General features: G+C 75.4%; 15 protein-coding genes and 1 tRNA gene. 7 read left to right on the top strand and 9 right to left on the bottom strand.

Going from position 1 to position 17153, the window contains the following annotated elements; translation table 11 throughout:
• Positions 1-130 precede the first annotated feature (130 nt).
• Both ADEH_RS05970 and ADEH_RS05965 read left to right on the top strand, forming a co-directional pair.
• On the top strand, positions 131-1174 hold the full coding sequence (locus ADEH_RS05970) for an NAD(P)-dependent alcohol dehydrogenase (protein ID WP_011420219.1): 1044 nt from the start codon (positions 131-133) through the stop codon (positions 1172-1174).
• Between the two features lie 447 nt (positions 1175-1621).
• A complete protein-coding gene (locus tag ADEH_RS05965) occupies positions 1622-2719 on the top strand; it encodes an acyltransferase family protein (RefSeq protein WP_011420218.1) in 1098 nt (365 codons plus the stop codon).
• A 73-nt stretch (positions 2720-2792) separates the two neighbouring features.
• On the opposite strand, the gene ADEH_RS22540 is transcribed toward ADEH_RS05965, so the two are convergent.
• From ADEH_RS22540 to ADEH_RS05945, 4 genes are all read right to left on the bottom strand, one after another.
• Positions 2793-4391, bottom strand: coding sequence for a methyl-accepting chemotaxis protein (locus ADEH_RS22540; RefSeq protein WP_011420217.1), 1599 nt, complete (start codon positions 4389-4391; stop codon positions 2793-2795).
• Positions 4392-4829: 438 nt separating this feature from the next.
• Positions 4830-5612, bottom strand: coding sequence for a class I SAM-dependent methyltransferase (locus ADEH_RS05955; protein ID WP_011420216.1), 783 nt, complete (start codon positions 5610-5612; stop codon positions 4830-4832).
• 98 nt (positions 5613-5710) lie between these two features.
• Positions 5711-5782, bottom strand: a tRNA-Cys gene (locus ADEH_RS05950).
• A 36-nt stretch (positions 5783-5818) separates the two neighbouring features.
• Positions 5819-6508: a hypothetical protein gene (locus ADEH_RS05945; protein ID WP_011420215.1), complete on the bottom strand. Its 690-nt coding sequence runs from the start codon at positions 6506-6508 to the stop codon at positions 5819-5821.
• 229 nt (positions 6509-6737) lie between these two features.
• On the opposite strand from ADEH_RS05945, the gene ADEH_RS05940 reads away from it, so the two are divergent.
• Entirely contained in the window at positions 6738-8078 is a 1341-nt protein-coding gene (locus ADEH_RS05940; protein WP_011420214.1) for a hypothetical protein, read from the top strand.
• A gap of 98 nt (positions 8079-8176) precedes the next feature.
• On the opposite strand, the gene ADEH_RS05935 is transcribed toward ADEH_RS05940, so the two are convergent.
• Positions 8177-9496 (bottom strand): bifunctional ornithine acetyltransferase/N-acetylglutamate synthase, encoded by a 1320-nt coding sequence (locus ADEH_RS05935; RefSeq protein ID WP_011420213.1) that lies wholly within the window; start codon positions 9494-9496, stop codon positions 8177-8179.
• Positions 9497-9551: 55 nt separating this feature from the next.
• On the opposite strand from ADEH_RS05935, the gene ADEH_RS05930 reads away from it, so the two are divergent.
• Positions 9552-10772: a POTRA domain-containing protein gene (locus ADEH_RS05930; protein WP_011420212.1), complete on the top strand. Its 1221-nt coding sequence runs from the start codon at positions 9552-9554 to the stop codon at positions 10770-10772.
• 111 nt (positions 10773-10883) lie between these two features.
• Complete coding sequence (locus ADEH_RS05925) at positions 10884-11954, top strand: GTP-binding protein (protein ID WP_011420211.1); 1071 nt, start codon at positions 10884-10886, stop codon at positions 11952-11954.
• Between the two features lie 10 nt (positions 11955-11964).
• Here ADEH_RS05925 and trhA read toward each other — a convergent pair whose 3' ends face one another.
• Together trhA and ADEH_RS05915 are read right to left on the bottom strand one after the other, a co-directional pair.
• Positions 11965-12624, bottom strand: coding sequence for a PAQR family membrane homeostasis protein TrhA (gene trhA / locus ADEH_RS05920; protein ID WP_011420210.1), 660 nt, complete (start codon positions 12622-12624; stop codon positions 11965-11967).
• A gap of 79 nt (positions 12625-12703) precedes the next feature.
• The gene (locus ADEH_RS05915) at positions 12704-13756 is read right to left on the bottom strand and encodes a DUF4388 domain-containing protein (protein ID WP_011420209.1); all 1053 of its coding nucleotides are present in this window, start codon (positions 13754-13756) and stop codon (positions 12704-12706) included.
• Positions 13757-13925: 169 nt separating this feature from the next.
• Between ADEH_RS05915 and ADEH_RS05910 the strand changes: the two genes are divergently transcribed.
• Entirely contained in the window at positions 13926-15491 is a 1566-nt protein-coding gene (locus ADEH_RS05910) for a hypothetical protein (RefSeq protein WP_011420208.1), read from the top strand.
• 53 nt (positions 15492-15544) lie between these two features.
• Here ADEH_RS05910 and ADEH_RS23665 read toward each other — a convergent pair whose 3' ends face one another.
• Together ADEH_RS23665 and ADEH_RS23435 are read right to left on the bottom strand one after the other, a co-directional pair.
• A complete protein-coding gene (locus ADEH_RS23665; protein ID WP_240679521.1) occupies positions 15545-16243 on the bottom strand; it encodes a PrdB family protein in 699 nt (232 codons plus the stop codon).
• A 15-nt stretch (positions 16244-16258) separates the two neighbouring features.
• Complete coding sequence (locus ADEH_RS23435) at positions 16259-16762, bottom strand: peroxiredoxin (RefSeq protein WP_232287440.1); 504 nt, start codon at positions 16760-16762, stop codon at positions 16259-16261.
• A gap of 142 nt (positions 16763-16904) precedes the next feature.
• Between ADEH_RS23435 and ADEH_RS05885 the strand changes: the two genes are divergently transcribed.
• Complete coding sequence (locus tag ADEH_RS05885) at positions 16905-17114, top strand: helix-turn-helix domain-containing protein (RefSeq protein WP_011420204.1); 210 nt, start codon at positions 16905-16907, stop codon at positions 17112-17114.
• Positions 17115-17153 lie beyond the last annotated feature (39 nt).

Genomic DNA, 17153 nt, shown 5'->3' with positions numbered 1-17153 from the left:
GCGGCCGGCGGCCGCACGCCGACGGGCGAGCCCGCCCGGCCCGCCGCGGCGTCGCGCGAATTTCGCTGCGGCGCGGGCGCCCCGCGCTAGATCCGTCCCCCTCGAGATCGTCAACAGGAGGCAACACCACATGACTCAGGTCAAGGCCTGGGCCGCCCCGGCCGCCGGCGCGCCCCTCGTCCCCCATGCCGTCGAGCGCCGCGAGGTGGGCGAGCGCGACATCCTCATCGACATCGCCTACTGCGGCGTCTGCCACTCGGACATCCACCAGGCGCGCGACGAGTGGGGCGGCGCCACCTTCCCGATGGTCCCCGGCCACGAGATCGTCGGCCGTGTCGCCCGCGTCGGCGCGAAGGTCACGCGCTTCCGGCCCGGCGATCACGCCGGCGTCGGCTGCCTGGTGGACTCGTGCCGCACCTGCGAGCCGTGCCGGCGCGACCTCGAGCAGTTCTGCGAGCGCGGCCCGGCCTGGACGTACAACAGCACCGAGATGGACCGCCGGACGCCCACGCACGGCGGCTACTCGAAGCAGGTGGTGGTGACCGAGGACTTCGCGCTGAAGGTCTCGCCGTCGCTCGACCTCGCCGCGGCGGCGCCGCTGCTCTGCGCCGGCATCACCACCTACTCGCCGCTGCACCACTGGAAGGTCGGGCCGGGCCAGAAGGTCGGCGTGGTCGGCCTGGGCGGGCTCGGCCACATGGCGGTGAAGCTCGCCGCCGCCATGGGCGCGGAGGTCACCATGCTCAGCACCTCGCCGCGCAAGGAGGCCGACGCGCGCCGCCTCGGCGCGAGCGGCTTCGCGCTCACCAGCGACGACGCCACCTTCCGCCGGCTGCGCAACCACTTCGACTTCGTCCTCGACACCATCTCGGCGCCGCACGACTACGACAAGTACCTGGGCATGGTGAAGGTGGACGGGGCGATGGTGCTGGTGGGCGTGCCGCCCGAGCGCACCCCGCTGCACGCGCACTCGCTCATCGGCGGCCGCCGCACGCTGGCCGGCTCGCTCATCGGCGGCATCGCCGAGACCCAGGAGATGCTGGACTTCTGCGCCGAGAAGCAGGTCGTCTCGGACGTGGAGGTGATCCCGATCGAGAAGATCAACGAGGCCTACGAGCGGATGATCCGCGGCGACGTGCGGTACCGCTTCGTCATCGACCTCGCCTCGCTGTAGCCGCGCCGGCGCGTCATCACGATGCGTGTGTGTCACCCATCGTGATGTGTGCGCGTGTGCTCCACCGCAATCGTCGCGTCCGCGCGCGCGAATGCTTGCGCGAGGACGCTCAGTAAACTAGGTTCTCGACCTCCCGGCGCGCAGGGGCTCTGCGAGTTGCAGGCAACCCCCCAGCCACTTCTTGCTCCCCCTGCGCCCGGGGCTTCCCCTCTCACGGATCGATCGACGGCGCCCGCACGACGCGGCGCCGCGCCCCGAGACGAGGTCTCTCCGGGCGAGCGTCGCGCGCGCGAGCCCCGCGCCCGGAGGACACGCGAGGACGGCCTGCAGACCCTGCGTGGTCCGTGCTACGGTGTCCGCTCGGATCGGGCGGAGCTCACGCCGGCGGGGGGCCGGCGATCTGGCACGCCCGGCGGGCCCGGCCAGCGAATGCCTCGGGGTGGCGCGATGGCGCACGGCGACTTCCTGCGCAGCAGGTACTTCGGATCGCTCGACGGCCTCCGCGGCGTCTCCATCATCCCGGTCGTGTGGCACCACGTCGGCGGCCACCGCGGCGGCCTGCTCGGTCGCGGGAACCTCGGCGTGGACCTGTTCTTCGCGATCAGCGGCCTCCTCATCACCACGCTGCTGCTGCGGGAGCGCGACCGCACCGGGACCATCTCGCTCCGCGGGTTCTACCTCCGGCGCACGCTCCGCATCTTCCCGCTCTACTACGCGGTCATCGCCCTCTACGTCCTGCTCGTGGCGGCGCTCGCGGGCGCGACGCCCGCGGGCCAGCAGTTCATGGCGAACCTCCCCGCGTTCCTTACCTACACCTCGAACTGGTTCGTGGACCTCGGCCAGGGCGAGCGCGTCATCTTCTACTTCGCCTGGTCGCTCGCGACCGAGGAGCAGTTCTACCTGATGTGGCCGTCGGTGGTCCGCTTCGCGCCGCGCCGCTGGGCGCCGCCCGCCGTCATGGCCGCGCTGCTGGTCCTGGGCGAGCTCGCGCGGCAAGCGGCTCACGCCGGCGTTCCGGGCGGGCTGCCGCTCCGCATCGTGGCCAGCGTGGCGAGCCCGATCTGCCTGGGCTGCCTCGCCGCCTACGCGCTCCACCACCGGCGCTCGTTCGACGTCGTGGCGCGGTTCGTCGGGCAGCCCTGGAGCGCGCCGCTCGCCGGCGCCGTGTTCGTCGCGCTGCTCATCCCGGCGGGGACCCCGCACCTGCTCCTCGCCGTCGCGATGGCGCTGCTCGTGACCGCGTGCGCCATCCGCCCGGATCACGGCCTGCGGTGGCTGCTCGAGAACCGGTTCCTCCGGTACGTCGGCACCATCAGCTACGGCATGTACCTCTTCCACATGCTGTGCGTGAACGCGGCCCGGCGCGCCCTGCCCGGCGGCGCACCGGACGTGGTCACCTTCGCGGCGGCGCTGGCGCTGGTGATCTGCGTGGCGGGGCTGAGCCACCGGCACTTCGAGTCGTGGTTCCTCCGGCTGAAGGATCGGCTGTCGGCGCGCCCGGAGGCGAACGCCGCGATGGCACCCGCGGTCGCGCCGGAGCGGTGAAGCCCGCCGGGCTCACCCCGGAAACGAGGAAGCCGCCCGGGCGGGCGGCTTCGGTGGATCCGGATCGGCCTTTCTAGAGCCGCCGGGCCCCTGCGCCGAGGGCCGCCGTCGCCGTCGCCAGGCGGCGCGCGGACGTGCCCGCCGCGCACGGCGGCGGCGCGGTGAGCGCGACGCGAGCGCCCTGGCCGTTCACGTGGAAGAAGGAGATGAGCTGCTGCAGCCCCTCCGCCTGCGACGCCAGCTCCTCGGCGGTGGCGCTGAGCTCCTCGGCGGCGGACGCGTTCCGCTGGGTCACCTGATCGACGAGCGCCATCGCCTTGGAGACCTGGCCGACGCCGGAGGACTGCTCCTGGGAGGCCGCCGCCACCTCGTGGACCAGCGCCGCCGTCCTGCGGATCGCCGGCACGAGCGTCTCGATGAGCTCGCCCGAGCGCTCGGCGGCCGCGACGCTCGAGCCGGCCAGGCCGCCGATGTCCTGCGCGGCCTTCTGCGAGCGCTCCGCGAGCTTCCGGACCTCGGCCGCCACCACCGCGAACCCCCGGCCGTGCTCTCCCGCCCGCGCGGCCTCGATGGCCGCGTTCAGCGCGAGCAGGTTCGTCTGGTAGGCGATCTCCTCGATGATCGAGATCTTCTCCACGATCGCCTTCATCGCGGCGACGGTCTGCCGGACCGACTTCCCGCTCTCCTCCGCGTTCGCGGCGCTCTCCTTCGAGGCCGCCTCCGTCGCGCGGGAGCTCTCGGCGTTCTGACCGATCGACGCGCTCATCTCCTCGAGCGACGCGGTCGTCTCCTCCACGCTGCTGGCCTGCTCGCCGGTGCCCTGCGACAGGGCCTGGGACGTCGCGGAGACCTGCTGCGAGGCGCCGGCGAGCGCCTCGGCGCCACTCCGGACCTCGCCGATCACCTGGGCCAGCTTCTGCGCCATGGCGCCCAGCTCCGCCTGGAGCTGGCCGATCTCGTCGCGACGATCGGCCGCGACGGTCACGGTCAGATCGCCGCGCGTGATCGCCGTCGCGACCCGGATCGCCTCCCGGAGCGGCGCGGAGATGCTCCGCGTGAGGACCACGGAGAGGAGCACGAAGACCGCGGCGGCGACGACGATCGTGGCGAGCACCACCCGCCTGACGACGGCCGTGTCGTGGAGGGCGGACGCCTCGCTCCTCGAGAAGGCGCGCCGCTGCTCGTCGCGGAGCTCGAGGATGACCTGCTTCACCGCGCGCCACGCCGGGGTCTCCTTGCTCACCAGGACCGCGACCGCCTCCTCGCGGTTGCCGGTCTCGGAGAGGCTCATCACCTCCTGCTTGAGCAGGTGGTCCGCGTCCCAGAGGCGGTCCACCTCCTGCAGCCGCGTCTTCAGCTCGGGAGGCGCGAGCTCCCGCGCTTGCTCGAGGGTCTTCGAGAACGCCTCGTGCGCGTCGCGGTAGTTCTTCTTCGCCGTCCGGTCCTGGGGGTCGAGCAGGACGTTGCGGGTCGCCTGCCCGGTCTGCAGGCCCGCCGAGTACATGGACTCGAGGCCGACCAGGAGATCGAGGTCGCTCCCGGCCATGCGGGCGATGGTGGCGTCGCTCGCGCGCCCCTGCATCAGCGCGGCGAAGACCACGGCGAGGAGGGCGAGGGAGCCCACGACGACGAGGAGGGCAAGCTTGGTGCGGATCTTGAGGTTGGCGAGCATGTCGGTATCCCGTGGGGCGCCTCGTCCTCCGGTCCACCCGGCCCCCGCGCATGCCTCCATGCAGGAAGCGTGTCGAGGCTCCAGCTCGGCGACCGGAGCGCGCCCGCGGGCGACAGGCGATGTGCGCCGCCGGGCACGGTGTGAGCGGCCAGCGGCGACCCGGCGACGTCTGCGTTCCTCGCGAGCGCGGCCGGCTGCCGCAGGCAGGACCTCGGGGCGCGCCACGAAGCGCCCGCTGCGCGACGAAGTGCCACCCGTCGCGCCGTCCGTCACCCGAGGCGCATCACCGGGCGCGCCGGCGCCCGTCCTTCGTGATGCGCGGCGAGGGCTCCGGCGGCGGCCGAGGCTCGCGCAGCCGCGCGAGGAACCCGGCGCCGATCACCGGGCACACCCAGGTGGCGACGGCCCGGGTGCTTCACGACCTCCGCGCGCATCCACTCACGGTGCGTCTCCCGCCGTCCTGGCCACCGTCCGGCCGGTGCCACCGCCCGCGGCGCGGCTCGACACGAGCAGCATCATCGGGCGCCGGCGCTCGTCCTGCCAGTCAGGATGCGCCTCCAGGAGCTCCGGCGGCGGCTGGGGCTCGACCAGCCGCTCGAGGCGGAACCCGGCGTCGAGCACCGAGTCCACCCAGGTGGCGACGGTCCGGTGGTGCTTCACGACGCCCGCGCCCATCCACGTCGTCGTGCGCGGCCCCTCGTCCTGGTAGCCGTCCACCGGCCAGTGGCGCCGCTCGCCGTCCGGTCCCAGGCACCACTCCTGCTCGGCGCGGGCGGTGAAGATCGGATGCTCCACCGAGAAGACCAGGGCGCCTCCCGGGCGGAGGCACGCGCGGACGTTCGCGAGGACCTTCCGCACGTCGGCGACGTAGTGGAGCGCCAGCGAGCTGATGACCACGTCGAACGCCGCGGGCGCGAGCTCGACGTCCTCGATGGCCGACCGCACGTACGTGAGCCGGGCGTCGGAGCCCAGCGCCCGGGCGCGCTCGAGCATCCTCTCGGAGACGTCCACGCCGACCACCGAGCGCGCGCCCTGCTCGCAGGCGTGGCGGCAGTGCCACCCGAAGCCGCAGCCGAGGTCGAGCACCCGCTGGTCCCGGAGCTCCGGCAGCAGCGCCCGGAACGCCGGCCACTCGCCGGCCTCGGCCAGGCCTGCGACGGACCGGGGCATCCGGCTGTAGTTCGCGAACACGACGGCGTCGTCGTACCTGTTCTCGGCCATGGCCTGCTCCGGATCCGTGGGCGGATGCTCCCCGCCGCTGCCCCAACGACGAAGGGCGCCCCACGGGCGCCCTTCTGGATTCCTCGGGGATGTTCGAGAGGCACCGGGCGGATTCGAACCGCCGAATACGGGTTTTGCAGACCCGGGCCTTACCACTTGGCGACGGTGCCGTAGGGTCAGCCTTTTATAGGAGGCCCGCTGCGCCGTCAACGCGGGCGGGCGGACGGCGTCCCGGCGGCGTCGCCCGGGGCAGGCGCCCGGGTGGCCGGGCGGGCGCGGACCTCGGCGCGGGCGACCCGCAGGCCGCGGGCGCGGAGCGCGGCGGCGAGGCCGGGGAGCTCGGCCCGGGCGGCGTGCGCGAGCGCGGCGGCGGGGCGGAGGGTGAGCTCGATCCCGGTGGCGCCGGCGCGCAGGTCCACGCCCAGCGCGGACCCGAACGCGAGCGTCAGCGCGGAGCCGTCGGCCCGCTGCGCCGCCTCGATCGCGGCGGGCAGCGCGCGGACGGCGGCGCGGAGCGCGGCGACGTCGGCGAGCGCAGGTGCGGGGCCCGCGCCGGGCAGCGTCGGCGCGGCGGTCGGCGCCTGGGCGGCCGCGGCCGCGGGACCGGCGTCGCCGAGGCTCGCGTACCCGGTCGGCGCGCTCGCCGGCCGCGCCGTGCCGCGGCCCGGACCGCCGGCGCGCAACGCGTCGCCGGCCGCGCCCTCCGCTTCCCCGCGCGCCGCCTCCCCGCGCCACCGGCTCGCGCGCGCGGCGTCGGCGGCGCCGGCCCGGGCGCCCTCGCCGGCCCGGCGTGCGCGCTGCAGCGCCTCGTCGAACCGCTGACCGGCGGCGCGCGCGTCGCGCCGCCCCGCTGCCTCGCGCCCCTCGGCGCGGTGTCGCTCCGCGGCGGCGATCATCGGAAGCTCCCGGCGCCGGCGGCGCGCTCGTCCGTGGACATGCGCCTCGCACGTGCACCGCGGGTGCCGGCGGGCGCACGCGCAACCGCCCCTGGTTCGGGGCGAAGCGCCGGCGGCGCGGCCCGCCCGGTCCGCACGGCGGCCGCCGCGGTCCGCGGCCCGGACGGGCGCCCGCAGATCCGTTTCGCAGGCGGCGCGTTCACCCCTGCGAACCACCCGGAGGAACGCCATGACCCGACGCCGCGCCCTGCCCTTCCGCCTCCTCGCCCTGGGGACCGCCCTCGCGCTCCTCGCGGCTCCCGTCGTCGCCTCGGCGCGGCGCGGCGAGCCGCGACCGGAGCCGTATCCCGCCGTGGTCCAGCGGGTGGCGGGGATGGTCTCGGATCCGGAGGCCCGCCGCGCCGCGCAGGCGCACGGGCTGAACCTCGTGAACGTCACCTGGGAGGACACCGGCCGCTGGCAGGGCTCGTCGCTCGGCCCGAACATCAGCGACGTGACGCTGGAGGTGGTCTCCGAGGACGGCGACGCCCGCAAGCTCGCGCTCATGCCGGTGCTCCGCTTCCCGAACTTCGCCGACCGCACCGCCGACGTGCCGCTCGATCGGATCTGGCTGCGGGTGGGCAACGCGCGCGAGGGCCGGCGCGAGCGCGTCATCACGCTCCGCGAGCTGCTCGCCGACCCGGCGCGCTGGCTGTCCTCGCCGCGCGACGGCGCCATCCGCGGCGGCTCGCTGCTCGCGCCGCGCGACACGCACGCGCTCGTCTCGGCCCAGGCGGCGTTCCTGCCGGTGCCGCGCCAGGGGCGCGCCACCTTCCACCCGGTGATCTTCAACTACCAGTCCACCGCGGGCGACCCGGCGGTCCTCACCATCCTGGTGACGCGCCAGGGCGCCTCGCTCACGGTGGTGGACAACGCGCGCGACACGGTCTCCGGCGGCGCGAGCTGGGGTCAGCGGCTGTTCTTCAACGCGGGCGGCGAGCGCGCCCCGCTCACCGCCGAGCGCCTCTCCGACGTGCGCGGGCGCGGCACCACCATGAACGGCGAGGCCGCCTCCGAGCTGGGCGACGACGCGAACGTGCTCATGCTGGTGCAGGTGCCGCTCCGCCGCCGCGAGCCGCCGCGCCGCGCCCAGGTCTACGAGCAGGCGCCCATGGCGGCCGCGCCCGCGCCGCAGGCGAAGTCGATGGGGGCGCCGGCGCAGGATCTCGAGGCGGCGGTGCTGGGCCACGGCGCGCTGGACGGCCCGTACACCGAGCTGGCCGGGCTCACGGTCGAGCGCGACCCGCGCTTCCCGGTGCGCGTGACGGTGCAGTTCTACCAGGCGACGGCGAGCGGCCGGATCGGCGACGCCGAGGTGGCGCGCCTCGCCGCGCAGATCCGGCGGGTCTACGAGAAGGGCGACGACGTCGGATCGCTGGTGGTGCCCGGCCCCGGCGACGCGCGCCGCCCCACCGCGTGGACGCCCGCGCCCCCTCCGCCCCGCTGCGCCGGCTGGGAGCAGGACTTCCCCGGCCTGGCCGAGCGCTGCCGCCGGTACGGGACGCCGCGCCCGGCCATCGGCATCCGCTGAGCCGCACGGCTCGGCGGAACGGATCGAGAGCATCCGCTCGCCCCTCGACAGGCTCGGGGTGAGCGGATGCTCGTCGCGAGCGGGTCGCGCGCCGAGCCTCAGCTCCGGTAGTCGGCGTTCTCGGTGACGTACTCGTGGGAGAGGTCGCCGCCGAGCACCTCGCAGGCGCCGGCGCCCATCCCCAGGTCGATGTCGATCTCCACCCGCCGCTCGTGCGGCGGGTGGTCGATCGGGGGCCGGAAGGAGACGCCGTCCGGCGGCGGCGCGCTGGCGTACAGCTCCGCCGCCTTCATGTGCGCCACCAGCCGCCGCTCCTTCTCCGGGTCGAGCCGCATGGCGCCGCCCTCCAGCACCACCTCGCCGCCCACCCGCATCACGGCCCGCGCCGGGTCGAGCGCGATCCCTGCCGCGCCGGCCACCTTGCCCACCGCGCACAGCAGCCGGCCGACGTTCGGGTCGTTCCCGTTCACGGCGGCCTTGAGCAGCGGCGAGTTCACCACCGCCTTGCCCACCAGGTGCGCCGCCGCGTCCGACGGCGCGCCGCGGACCGCCACCCGCACCACGTGGTGCACGCCCTCGCCGTTCCGGACCACGTCCTCGGCGAGGTCGCCGCACACGCGCGCCAGCGCCGCGGCGAAGTCGCCGGCCGGCGGCGCCGGGCGCTTGCGCGAGGAGAGCAGCACCACCGTGTCGGAGGTGCTGGTGTCCGAGTCCACCGAGATGCGGTTGAAGCTGCCCTCCACCGCCCGGTCCAGCGCGGCGCGGAGCGCGTCGCGCGGCACGTCGAGATCGGTGAGCAGGTACACGAGCATGGTCGCGAGGTTCGGCTCGACCATGCCGGCGCCCTTCGCGAACCCCACGATGCTCCCGCCGCCCACCTCGGCCCGGCGCAGCTTCGGGTAGAGGTCGGTGGTCATGATCGCCTCGGCGCCGGCGAGCGCCGAGCCGCCCTGCAGCGCCGCCGCGGCGGCGGGCAGCGCCTCCACCATCCGCTCCACCGGCAGCCGCCACCCGATGACGCCGGTCGAGGACGGCAGGACCTCCTCCGGCGCGAGCCCGAGCAGCCGCGCCGCCTCGGCGCAGACGCGCTCGGCGGCCTCCACGCCGTCCGGCGCGCACACGTTCGCCACCTTGTTGTTGATCACCACCGCGCCGAGCGCCGCGCCGTCCAGCCGGCGGCGCCCCACCAGCACCGGCGCGCCCGGGAACGCGTTGCGCGTGAACTTCGCCGCGAACGCGGGCGTGGGCCGGTCGAGCGCGACGAGCGTGAGCCGCATGCGGCCGGGCTTCGGGACCTCCACCGGCACGAACTCGAACGCGCAGGTCCCGATGCGGAAGCCCTCCGGCAGCGCGGACCGGGACTCGAGCCAGGCCCGGTGCTCGGCCCGGGTCGCGAACGTGAGCGAGGTGGACGCCATGCGCGCCTGTTTATCACGGTGGACGCCGGGCCGCCGTCCGACTACAGACCCCGCGATGCTCGCGCTCCAGGGGCTCTGCCTCCTCCTCGCCGCGCAGCTCGCCGCGGGCGGCGAGCCGGCGGTGGTGCGCGAGATCTCCGTCACCGGCAACCGGCGCACCGCCGCCGCCTACGTGCGGCAGGCGCTCGAGCTCGACGTGGGCGACCGGTTCGACGGCGACGCGGCCGCGCTGGAGCAGCGGCTGCTCAACCTGCGCCTGTTCAAGGGCGTCCGGGTGACCCCGCGCCCCGACGGCGCCGGCGGCGTGGCGCTCGAGGTGGACGTGCAGGAGCGGTGGACGCTCCTGCCCATCCCCATGTTCACCTCCTCGGGCGGGGAGACCGGGGGCGGCCTGCTGCTGGTGGAGACGAACCTGTTCGGATGGGGGAAGCAGCTGGTGGCCGGCGGGACGCTGTCCACGCGCGGCGCGACGGGGATGGCCGGCTACTGGGATCGCGCGGTGGCCGGCACGCGCTGGACCGTGGACGCGTTCGCCCTGCGCCAGGACGCGCGGCGCGAGCGGACCGAAGGCGGCGACGTGGTCTACGCCTACCGCGACGCGCGCACCGACCTGTCGGCCGCCCTCGGGCGCCGGCTCACCGAGCGGCTCGCGGTGAGCGCGGGCTGGTTCGGGCTGTGGACGGACGCGGGCGCCGAGGACGGCTGGGCGCCGCCCGCGGACGTCGGGCCGGCGCGCGGCCTGGTCGCGGCGGTGGCGTACGACGGGAGCGACTTCCACCTGTTCCACGAGCGCGGCGTCACCGCGCGCGTCCGCTACCGCCACGCCGCCGCGGCGCTCGGGGGCGGGCGCGACCTGCGCCAGGCGGAGGCGCGCGCGACCTGGGGCGGCGCCAACGGGCTCGGCCACGCCTGGTCGATCGCGATCGCCGGCCAGGGCGTCGAGGGGGACGCCGCGGTGGACGCGCTGCGCCTGGGCGGCGGGCCCGGCGCGCGCGGCTTCCCGGTGGGCGGGCTCTGGGCCGAGCGCGCCGCCAGCACCGCGCTCGAGTACGCGGTGCCGATCTGGCGGCCGCGCTGGGGGGTCGCGACCGGCGTGGCGCTGCTCGACGCCGGCGTCGCCCGCTGGCGCGGCGACACGACGCGGTACGTCGCGCCGGGCCTGGGCCTGCGGCTGCACGTCGCCGACGTCGCCCTGCCCGCGCTCGGGCTCGACGTGGCCTGGTCCACCACCGCCCCGGGGCCGGTGGCGAGCTTCGTGGTCGGCTACCGGATGTGAGCCGGCGCGTCGCCTGACCGGCGACCCGCGCGCACCTCCACCTTCACCGCGGGGCCGCCCCCGGCGCCGCCCACCTCGCCAACCTCCCGGCGACGGCTACAATGCGCGGGCGTGTCCACCGTCAACGCGCTCGCGCGCGAGATCTCGGCCAAGATCGTCTATTACGGCCCCGGCCTGTCCGGGAAGACGACCAGCCTCCAGCAGATCCACGCGAGCGTGCGGCCGGAGAGCCGCGGCCAGCTGGTGAGCCTCTCCACCGAGGGTGACCGGACGCTGTTCTTCGACTTCCTGCCGCTCAAGTCCGAGCAGGTGCGCGGGCTCACCCTGCGCCTGCAGCTCTACACGGTCCCGGGCCAGGTCTTCTACGACGCCACCCGCAAGCTGGTGCTGAACGGCGCCGACGGCGTGGTGTTCGTGGCCGACTCGCAGGCGTCGGTGCTCGACTCGAACCTGGAGTCGTTCGCGAACCTCGAGTCCAACCTCGCGGAGATGGGCATCGACCTGCCCGCGTTCCCGCACGTCCTCCAGTACAACAAGCGCGACCTGCCCGGCGTGCTGCCGGTGGCCGAGCTGCGGCGGCAGCTCAACCTGCTCGGCGCGCCGGACTTCGAGACGGTGGCGAGCCGCGGCGAGGGGCTGCTCGCGGCGCTGAAGGAGATCACGCGCCGGGTGGTGAAGGACCTCGACGCGCGCCAGCCGCACCGCGCGGCCCCGCGGCAGATCCTGTCCGGCGGCGGCTCCGAGCTGGCCTCCCGGATCTCCGCCGCGGCCGAGGCGCCGGCGCCGGCCGCCGCGGCGCCCGCCGGCCGCGCGCCCGCGCCCCGCGCCGATCCCTCCGCGCCCGAGGCGTACCGCGACCGCGGCCAGCTCCTGGGCCTGTCGTTCGCGCGGATGTTCCCGGGGCGCGGCGCCGCGCTCGCCGACGTGGAGCACGACATCCGCGAGCGCTCCTACGGGCCGGCGGCGCGGCGCGCCGCGGAGGCGGTCGCGGAGGTCCTCGCCGGGCTGCGGGTGGACGAGGTCGCGCCGGCGGCGCGCGCCACGCTGCTCGGGCTGGACGGGCGCGAGTTCCTGCGCCTGGGCCGGATCGCGGCGAAGCCGGACGCGGCGGTCACCGAGCCGGAGGCGCTGTTCGCGCTGCACCTGCTCGTGGCCGCGATGGTGAAGCTCGAGCGGATCTGAGCGGCGCGCGTCAGCCGATCCGGCGCAGCGCGCTCAGCACCACCGCGAAGTGGAGCGCGGCCGCCGCGATCACCATCGCGTGGAAGACCTCGTGGTACCCGAACACGCCCGGGAACGGGTTCGGCCGCTTGGTGGCGTAGACCACCGCGCCGAGGCTGTACACCAGGCCGCCGAGCGCGAGCAGCACCAGCCCGCCCGCGCCGGCCGCCCGCGCCACCGCCGGCAGGAGCGGCAGGATCAGCCAGCCGAGCAGCACGTACAGCGCGGCGCTGAGCCAGCGCGGCGCGCGCGGCCAGAGGACGGCGCGGAAGATCCCGAGCACCGCGCCGGTCCACACCAGCGCCAGCACCGGCGTGCCCTTCTCGCCGAGCAGCAGGCACATGGGCGTGTACGTGCCGGCGATGAGCAGGAAGATGGCGGAGTGGTCGAGGCGCCGCATCAGCAGCCGCGGCCGCGGCGACCACATGGGCCGGTGGTAGAGCGCGCTCACCGCGAACAGCGTGAACAGCGAGGCGCCGTACACGTGGGCGGCGACGCTGGCCCGGCCCGGCGGGGCCGTGAGCGCCATCGCCACCCAGGCGGCGAGCGACAGCGAGGCGGCGATCTCGTGCGAGACGCCGCGCAGCAGCGGCTTCCCGGGGTGCACCGCGGGGTCGATCACCTGTTCCATGAGCCGTCTCCCTCCGGAACAGGATTAGGCCCCTCGCGTCATGCGCGTGTCACGGCGCGCGCGTCGCCCACGCGGGTTCCTACGGTGAGCCGGGGCCGCCGCCGCGGCCCGGTCGGCGGGCGGGGGGCGCGCCGTCGCGCAGGTCCACCAGCCCCAGCCGGACGAGCTTCCGCAGCGACTTCAGCGTCTCGACCTCGCGCAGGGGGCAGGACAGGGCGACGCTGGCCACGTCCCAGGCGCCGTTCACGCGCGACGCGACCTCGCGGTCGATGCCCCCGAGCCGCCGCCCCGCGGGCGAGTCCAGCGAGGCGGGGCCGCCGAGCAGCACCGGCACCGCCATCGGCGACAGCTCCTCGTACAGCGCCGCCACCTGCTCGCGCTCGGCCTCGCGCAGCAGCGCGCGGACGCGGCGATCCGACGGATCCGCGGCGAGCAGGCTGCGGAACACGATGGACGCCTCGTCGAACTGCCGCTCGCCCACGAGCAGCTGCGCCTTGTCGATGAGCGAGGAGACCGGGTCGGCGTGCGCGGCCACGCCCTCCACGTGCGCCAGCCCGAGCTCCCGGAGCGCCTCGATGCGCCGGAGCGCGGCGGGGCGCGAGAGGTGGAGCGCGAGGCGCGCCTCCGCGATCGACACCCGGCGCCGCGCCGCCTCCAGCAGCGCGCGCTGCCCCGGCGTGCGCGGGGCGCCGGCGCCGTCGGCGCACAGCAGCGCCGACTCGGACGGATAGCGCCGGTCGAGGTCGGGCCACTCGTCCAGCCGGCGCAGCCCCTCCAGCGTCATCTGCCCGAGGGAGAGATCGAGCGGCACGCCGTCCTCGAACCCGGCCGCGCCGTCCACCAGCGCGAACCGGCCGCCGGGCGGCGCCAGGAACAGGTCCACGATCCGGTCGGCGCAGGCCTCCGGCCAGAGCGCCTCGGGCGGCTCGGCGTGGTGCCAGCCGGCGAGCGTCCCGAGGCCCACGTGCTCGGCGGGCGGGCGGGCGGCCGCCCGGACGCGCCGGTCCTGCACCTCCAGCCAGAAGCGCGCGCCGTCGCCCGAGTCGATCTCGAGCACGCCGGCGCGGCGGCCCTGGTCGAGCCACTGGAAGAGGTCGGGGAGCGGGAAGGTGGCGAGATCGCCCTGGAGCACCGGCGGATTCTGGCACGGCCCGCGGGGCGGGGCGAGCCCGCCGGCGCCCCGGCGCGGCAGGGCGGCAGCGGGGGCCTCCCCTCGAGCACGGCTTGGCCCGTCTCGCTGCTGGCCCCAGCTTTCCCGGCGCACACGAGCGGCCGCCGGGCCGCGGGAGCGAGGGCGGGGCATGCGAGGGTTCTGGCTGGCGGTGGGGCTGGTGGCGGGCGCGGCGCTGGCCGCGCTGACGGCGTGCGGGTCCGGGTCCTCGAAGCCGAAGACGTCGGATCCGACCCCGGTCTGCGACGGCACCTGCCCGGTGGCGCCGGGCTGCCCGGCGCTGCCGTGCCCCGCGCCCCCGCCGCCCCCGCCGCCGCCGGTCGATCCGCCCGCCGAGGTGGGCGGGTTCACCTTCTACGGCGAGGCGCAGGGGCTCACCGCGGAGGTGAGCGACGCCTCGGCGGACGAGGGCGGGAACGTGTACGTGGCGGGCGGGTCGGCGCTGTTCGTGAAGCGCCGCGACGACCGCGACTTCGTCCGGGTGGACCCGGCCGCGGCCGGCCTCACCGCGAACTGCCACGACCCCGCGGAGATCGCGGTCGAGGCGCCGCAGAGCCCGGCCGCCGTCTGCCCCATCATCTCGGTGGCGGGCGCGGCCGCGGGCGCGGCGGTGGTGGGCTACCGCGGCGTGGGCTCGGACTACGACTACGACGCCGAGTGGGCGCGGCGCTCGGGCGGCGCCGACGTGGTGGCGTTCGACGGGACCAAGGTGACGCTGCGGCGCCACGTGTTCATCGCCTCGCCGCCGGGCGTCATCTGCGAGCACTGGGACAACAGCAACTACCCCCAGGTCCCGTGGAACTCCGTCTGCGGCGAGACCTGGTCCGACTCGACCTGGGTGTCCGGGCGGCGCGGCAAGGGCCGGGTGGTGCACCGGATCGTGGTGAACCACGACGCCGGCCGGGCGCTCTCGCAGGGCGACGTCTACCTCGGCTCGTCGCACGCCGTGCTCTCGATCCTGGCGGCCCACCCGGAGCAGCGCGGCTGGCTCGACTACATCAAGGGCGACGCGGCGTTCGCCGACAGCTTCGCGGTGTTCGAGCACGAGCACCCCGCCATCACCGGCAGCGACGGCCGCTTCCTCACCGGCGAGTCCACCGGCCTCGCGCTCGACCCGGTGGCGAACGTGCCCTGGTTCTCGAACGAGGTCCGGACCGCGAGCCTGCCGGACTACGCGACCATGAACCGCCCGAGCTGGAACGGCTGGTGGGGCAGCATGGCGCCGCCGACGCCGCACGCGACGTTCTTCGGCGGCGATCCCGCGGACGACACGTACTGGGACAACGTCTCCGGGCTGACGTTCTGCGACGACGGGACGCTGTGGGTCGCCTCGGCGGGCAAGGGCATCGCGCGGGTGACCATCGACCGCGCGAAGACGGTGAGCGACCCGGCGAACGCGTTCTCGGTGCAGCGCATCGACCTCCCCGCCGGCACCGGCAACCAGGCCAGCGCCATCGCCTGCGACCCGTCGGACGGGTCGATCTGGGTCGGCTTCGGGTGGGGCGGCTTCGGGCGCTACAAGGACGGCGCGTGGCTGGCCTCCGGGACGGTCCCGCAGGGCGCGCCGAAGATGGCCTGGAACCCGGTGCGCAGCATCCAGCTCGACCGGTGGGCGTCGCCGCGCATCGTGTACATCGCGCACGGGCCCAGCCTGAAGTACGGGCCCGGCGGCGTGACGGTGTACGCGGGCCCGTGACGGCAAGGCCCGTCCCGCCCTGCGCCGGCGCGCGGGGCGGGGCGGGATCCGCTTCACGCGTAGTCGCGCACGACCACCTGGCCCGGGCGCGGCTCGGCGGTGAGCAGCGCGAGCGCGTCGGTCAGGATCCACTTCTGCAGCGCGGCGTCGCCGGCCCGGCCCAGCGAGTGGCCGGCGACGAAGCCGCGCGGGCAGAGCGCCCGCGGCGGCCTCGCCTGCAGCGTCTCCTCCGGCTCGACCGTGATCACCACCGTCGGGATGCCGATCAGCTCGATGCTGCGCTGCACGGTGACCACCGTGCGGTGGCACAGCCGTCAGCCGCCGGTGAGCAGCACCGCGCCCGGCCGCTCGCGGTCGATCTCGCGGACCAGCGCCGGGATGGTCCGCTCGCGCAGCTCGCGCAGCGCCTGGCTGTAGCCGAGCGAGAAGTGGCGGGCGGTGAGCCCGCCCACCCGCCCGTCCCGCGCCAGCTCGCGCACGCGGTCGATGGGGAACACGCAGTTCAGGTCCGCGTCCACGCAGGCGTGGTCGTAGTGCGCGTCGTCGTAGCGGAGGTCCTTCGCCTCCGCGTCGCCGGGGATGGCCCGCCAGGTGGTGTCGCCGCCGGTGTCGAACGGCGGGTCGCTGGCGAGCCGCACCGCGGCGGTGGAGACGAGGCAGAGGGTGGCCTCCTCCAGCTTGCCGGCGAACGGCGTGAACGGCACGCAGTAGCGGGACAGCTCGAGCGGCTTGGGGGCGGCGTCGTCCGCCATGGCGGGCCTCCTCGGCTACTTCAGCTTGTCGAGCGCCTGCATGATCTTGTCGGTGGGCGGCTGCTCGCCGATGTCGTGGACGTCCACGTAGGCGACCTTGCCCTGCTCGTCGATCACGAAGATGGCGCGCTCGGCCTGGCCGGAGTCGCCGCGCAGCACGCCGTACGCCGAGCACACCTGCCCGTGGGGCCAGTGGTCGGAGAGCAGCGGGTACGACAGGCCGCCCATCGACTTCGCCCACGCCTCGTTGGTGAACACCTGGTCGGTGGAGATGCCCAGGACCTGGGCATTGCGCCGCTCGAACTCGGAGAGATCCTCCTCGTACGACGGCATCTGCACCGTTCAGACCGGGGTGAACGCGGCCGGGTAGAACGCCAGCACCACGTTCTTCCTTCCTCGGTAGTCGGAGAGCTTCACCTTCCGTCGAGCGGCGCCCTTCCCCGCCGTGTCGCCCGTCGCCATCAGCTCGAAGTCGGGCGCCTCGTCGCCCACCTCGACCTTCCAGATCGGCTTCGCCATCTGCTGCTCCTTCCCGTGGGGGATCGGAGGCTGATCATGTTCACGGCCGGGCGCTGGGGCCATCACTGTGGGTCGAGAACGACCGGGGGCAGACCCGAAAAGGACGCTGCTGCTGTGGGACCCCTTTGCTAACTGTCGCGCCATGGATCTCCTGACGCGCTTTGCCGGCAACGTGCGGCGCCTCCGCTCGAAGAAGAACCTCTCGCAGAAGGCGCTGGCCGACAAGGTCGGGATCTCCGTGTCGTACGTCTCGATGCTGGAGCGCGGGCAACGCTCGCCGCCGCTCGAGACCATCGAGAAGATGGCGAAGGCCCTCGGCGTCCCCCCGGCCGCGCTGCTCGGCGGCCGCTAGACCCGGCCCCGCCCGACACCCCGATCCCCGGCCCGTCCC

This window comes from Anaeromyxobacter dehalogenans 2CP-C (genome assembly GCF_000013385.1).
Lineage (GTDB): Bacteria > Myxococcota > Myxococcia > Myxococcales > Anaeromyxobacteraceae > Anaeromyxobacter > Anaeromyxobacter dehalogenans_B.
This window is presented reverse-complemented; position numbering and strand designations above follow the sequence as displayed.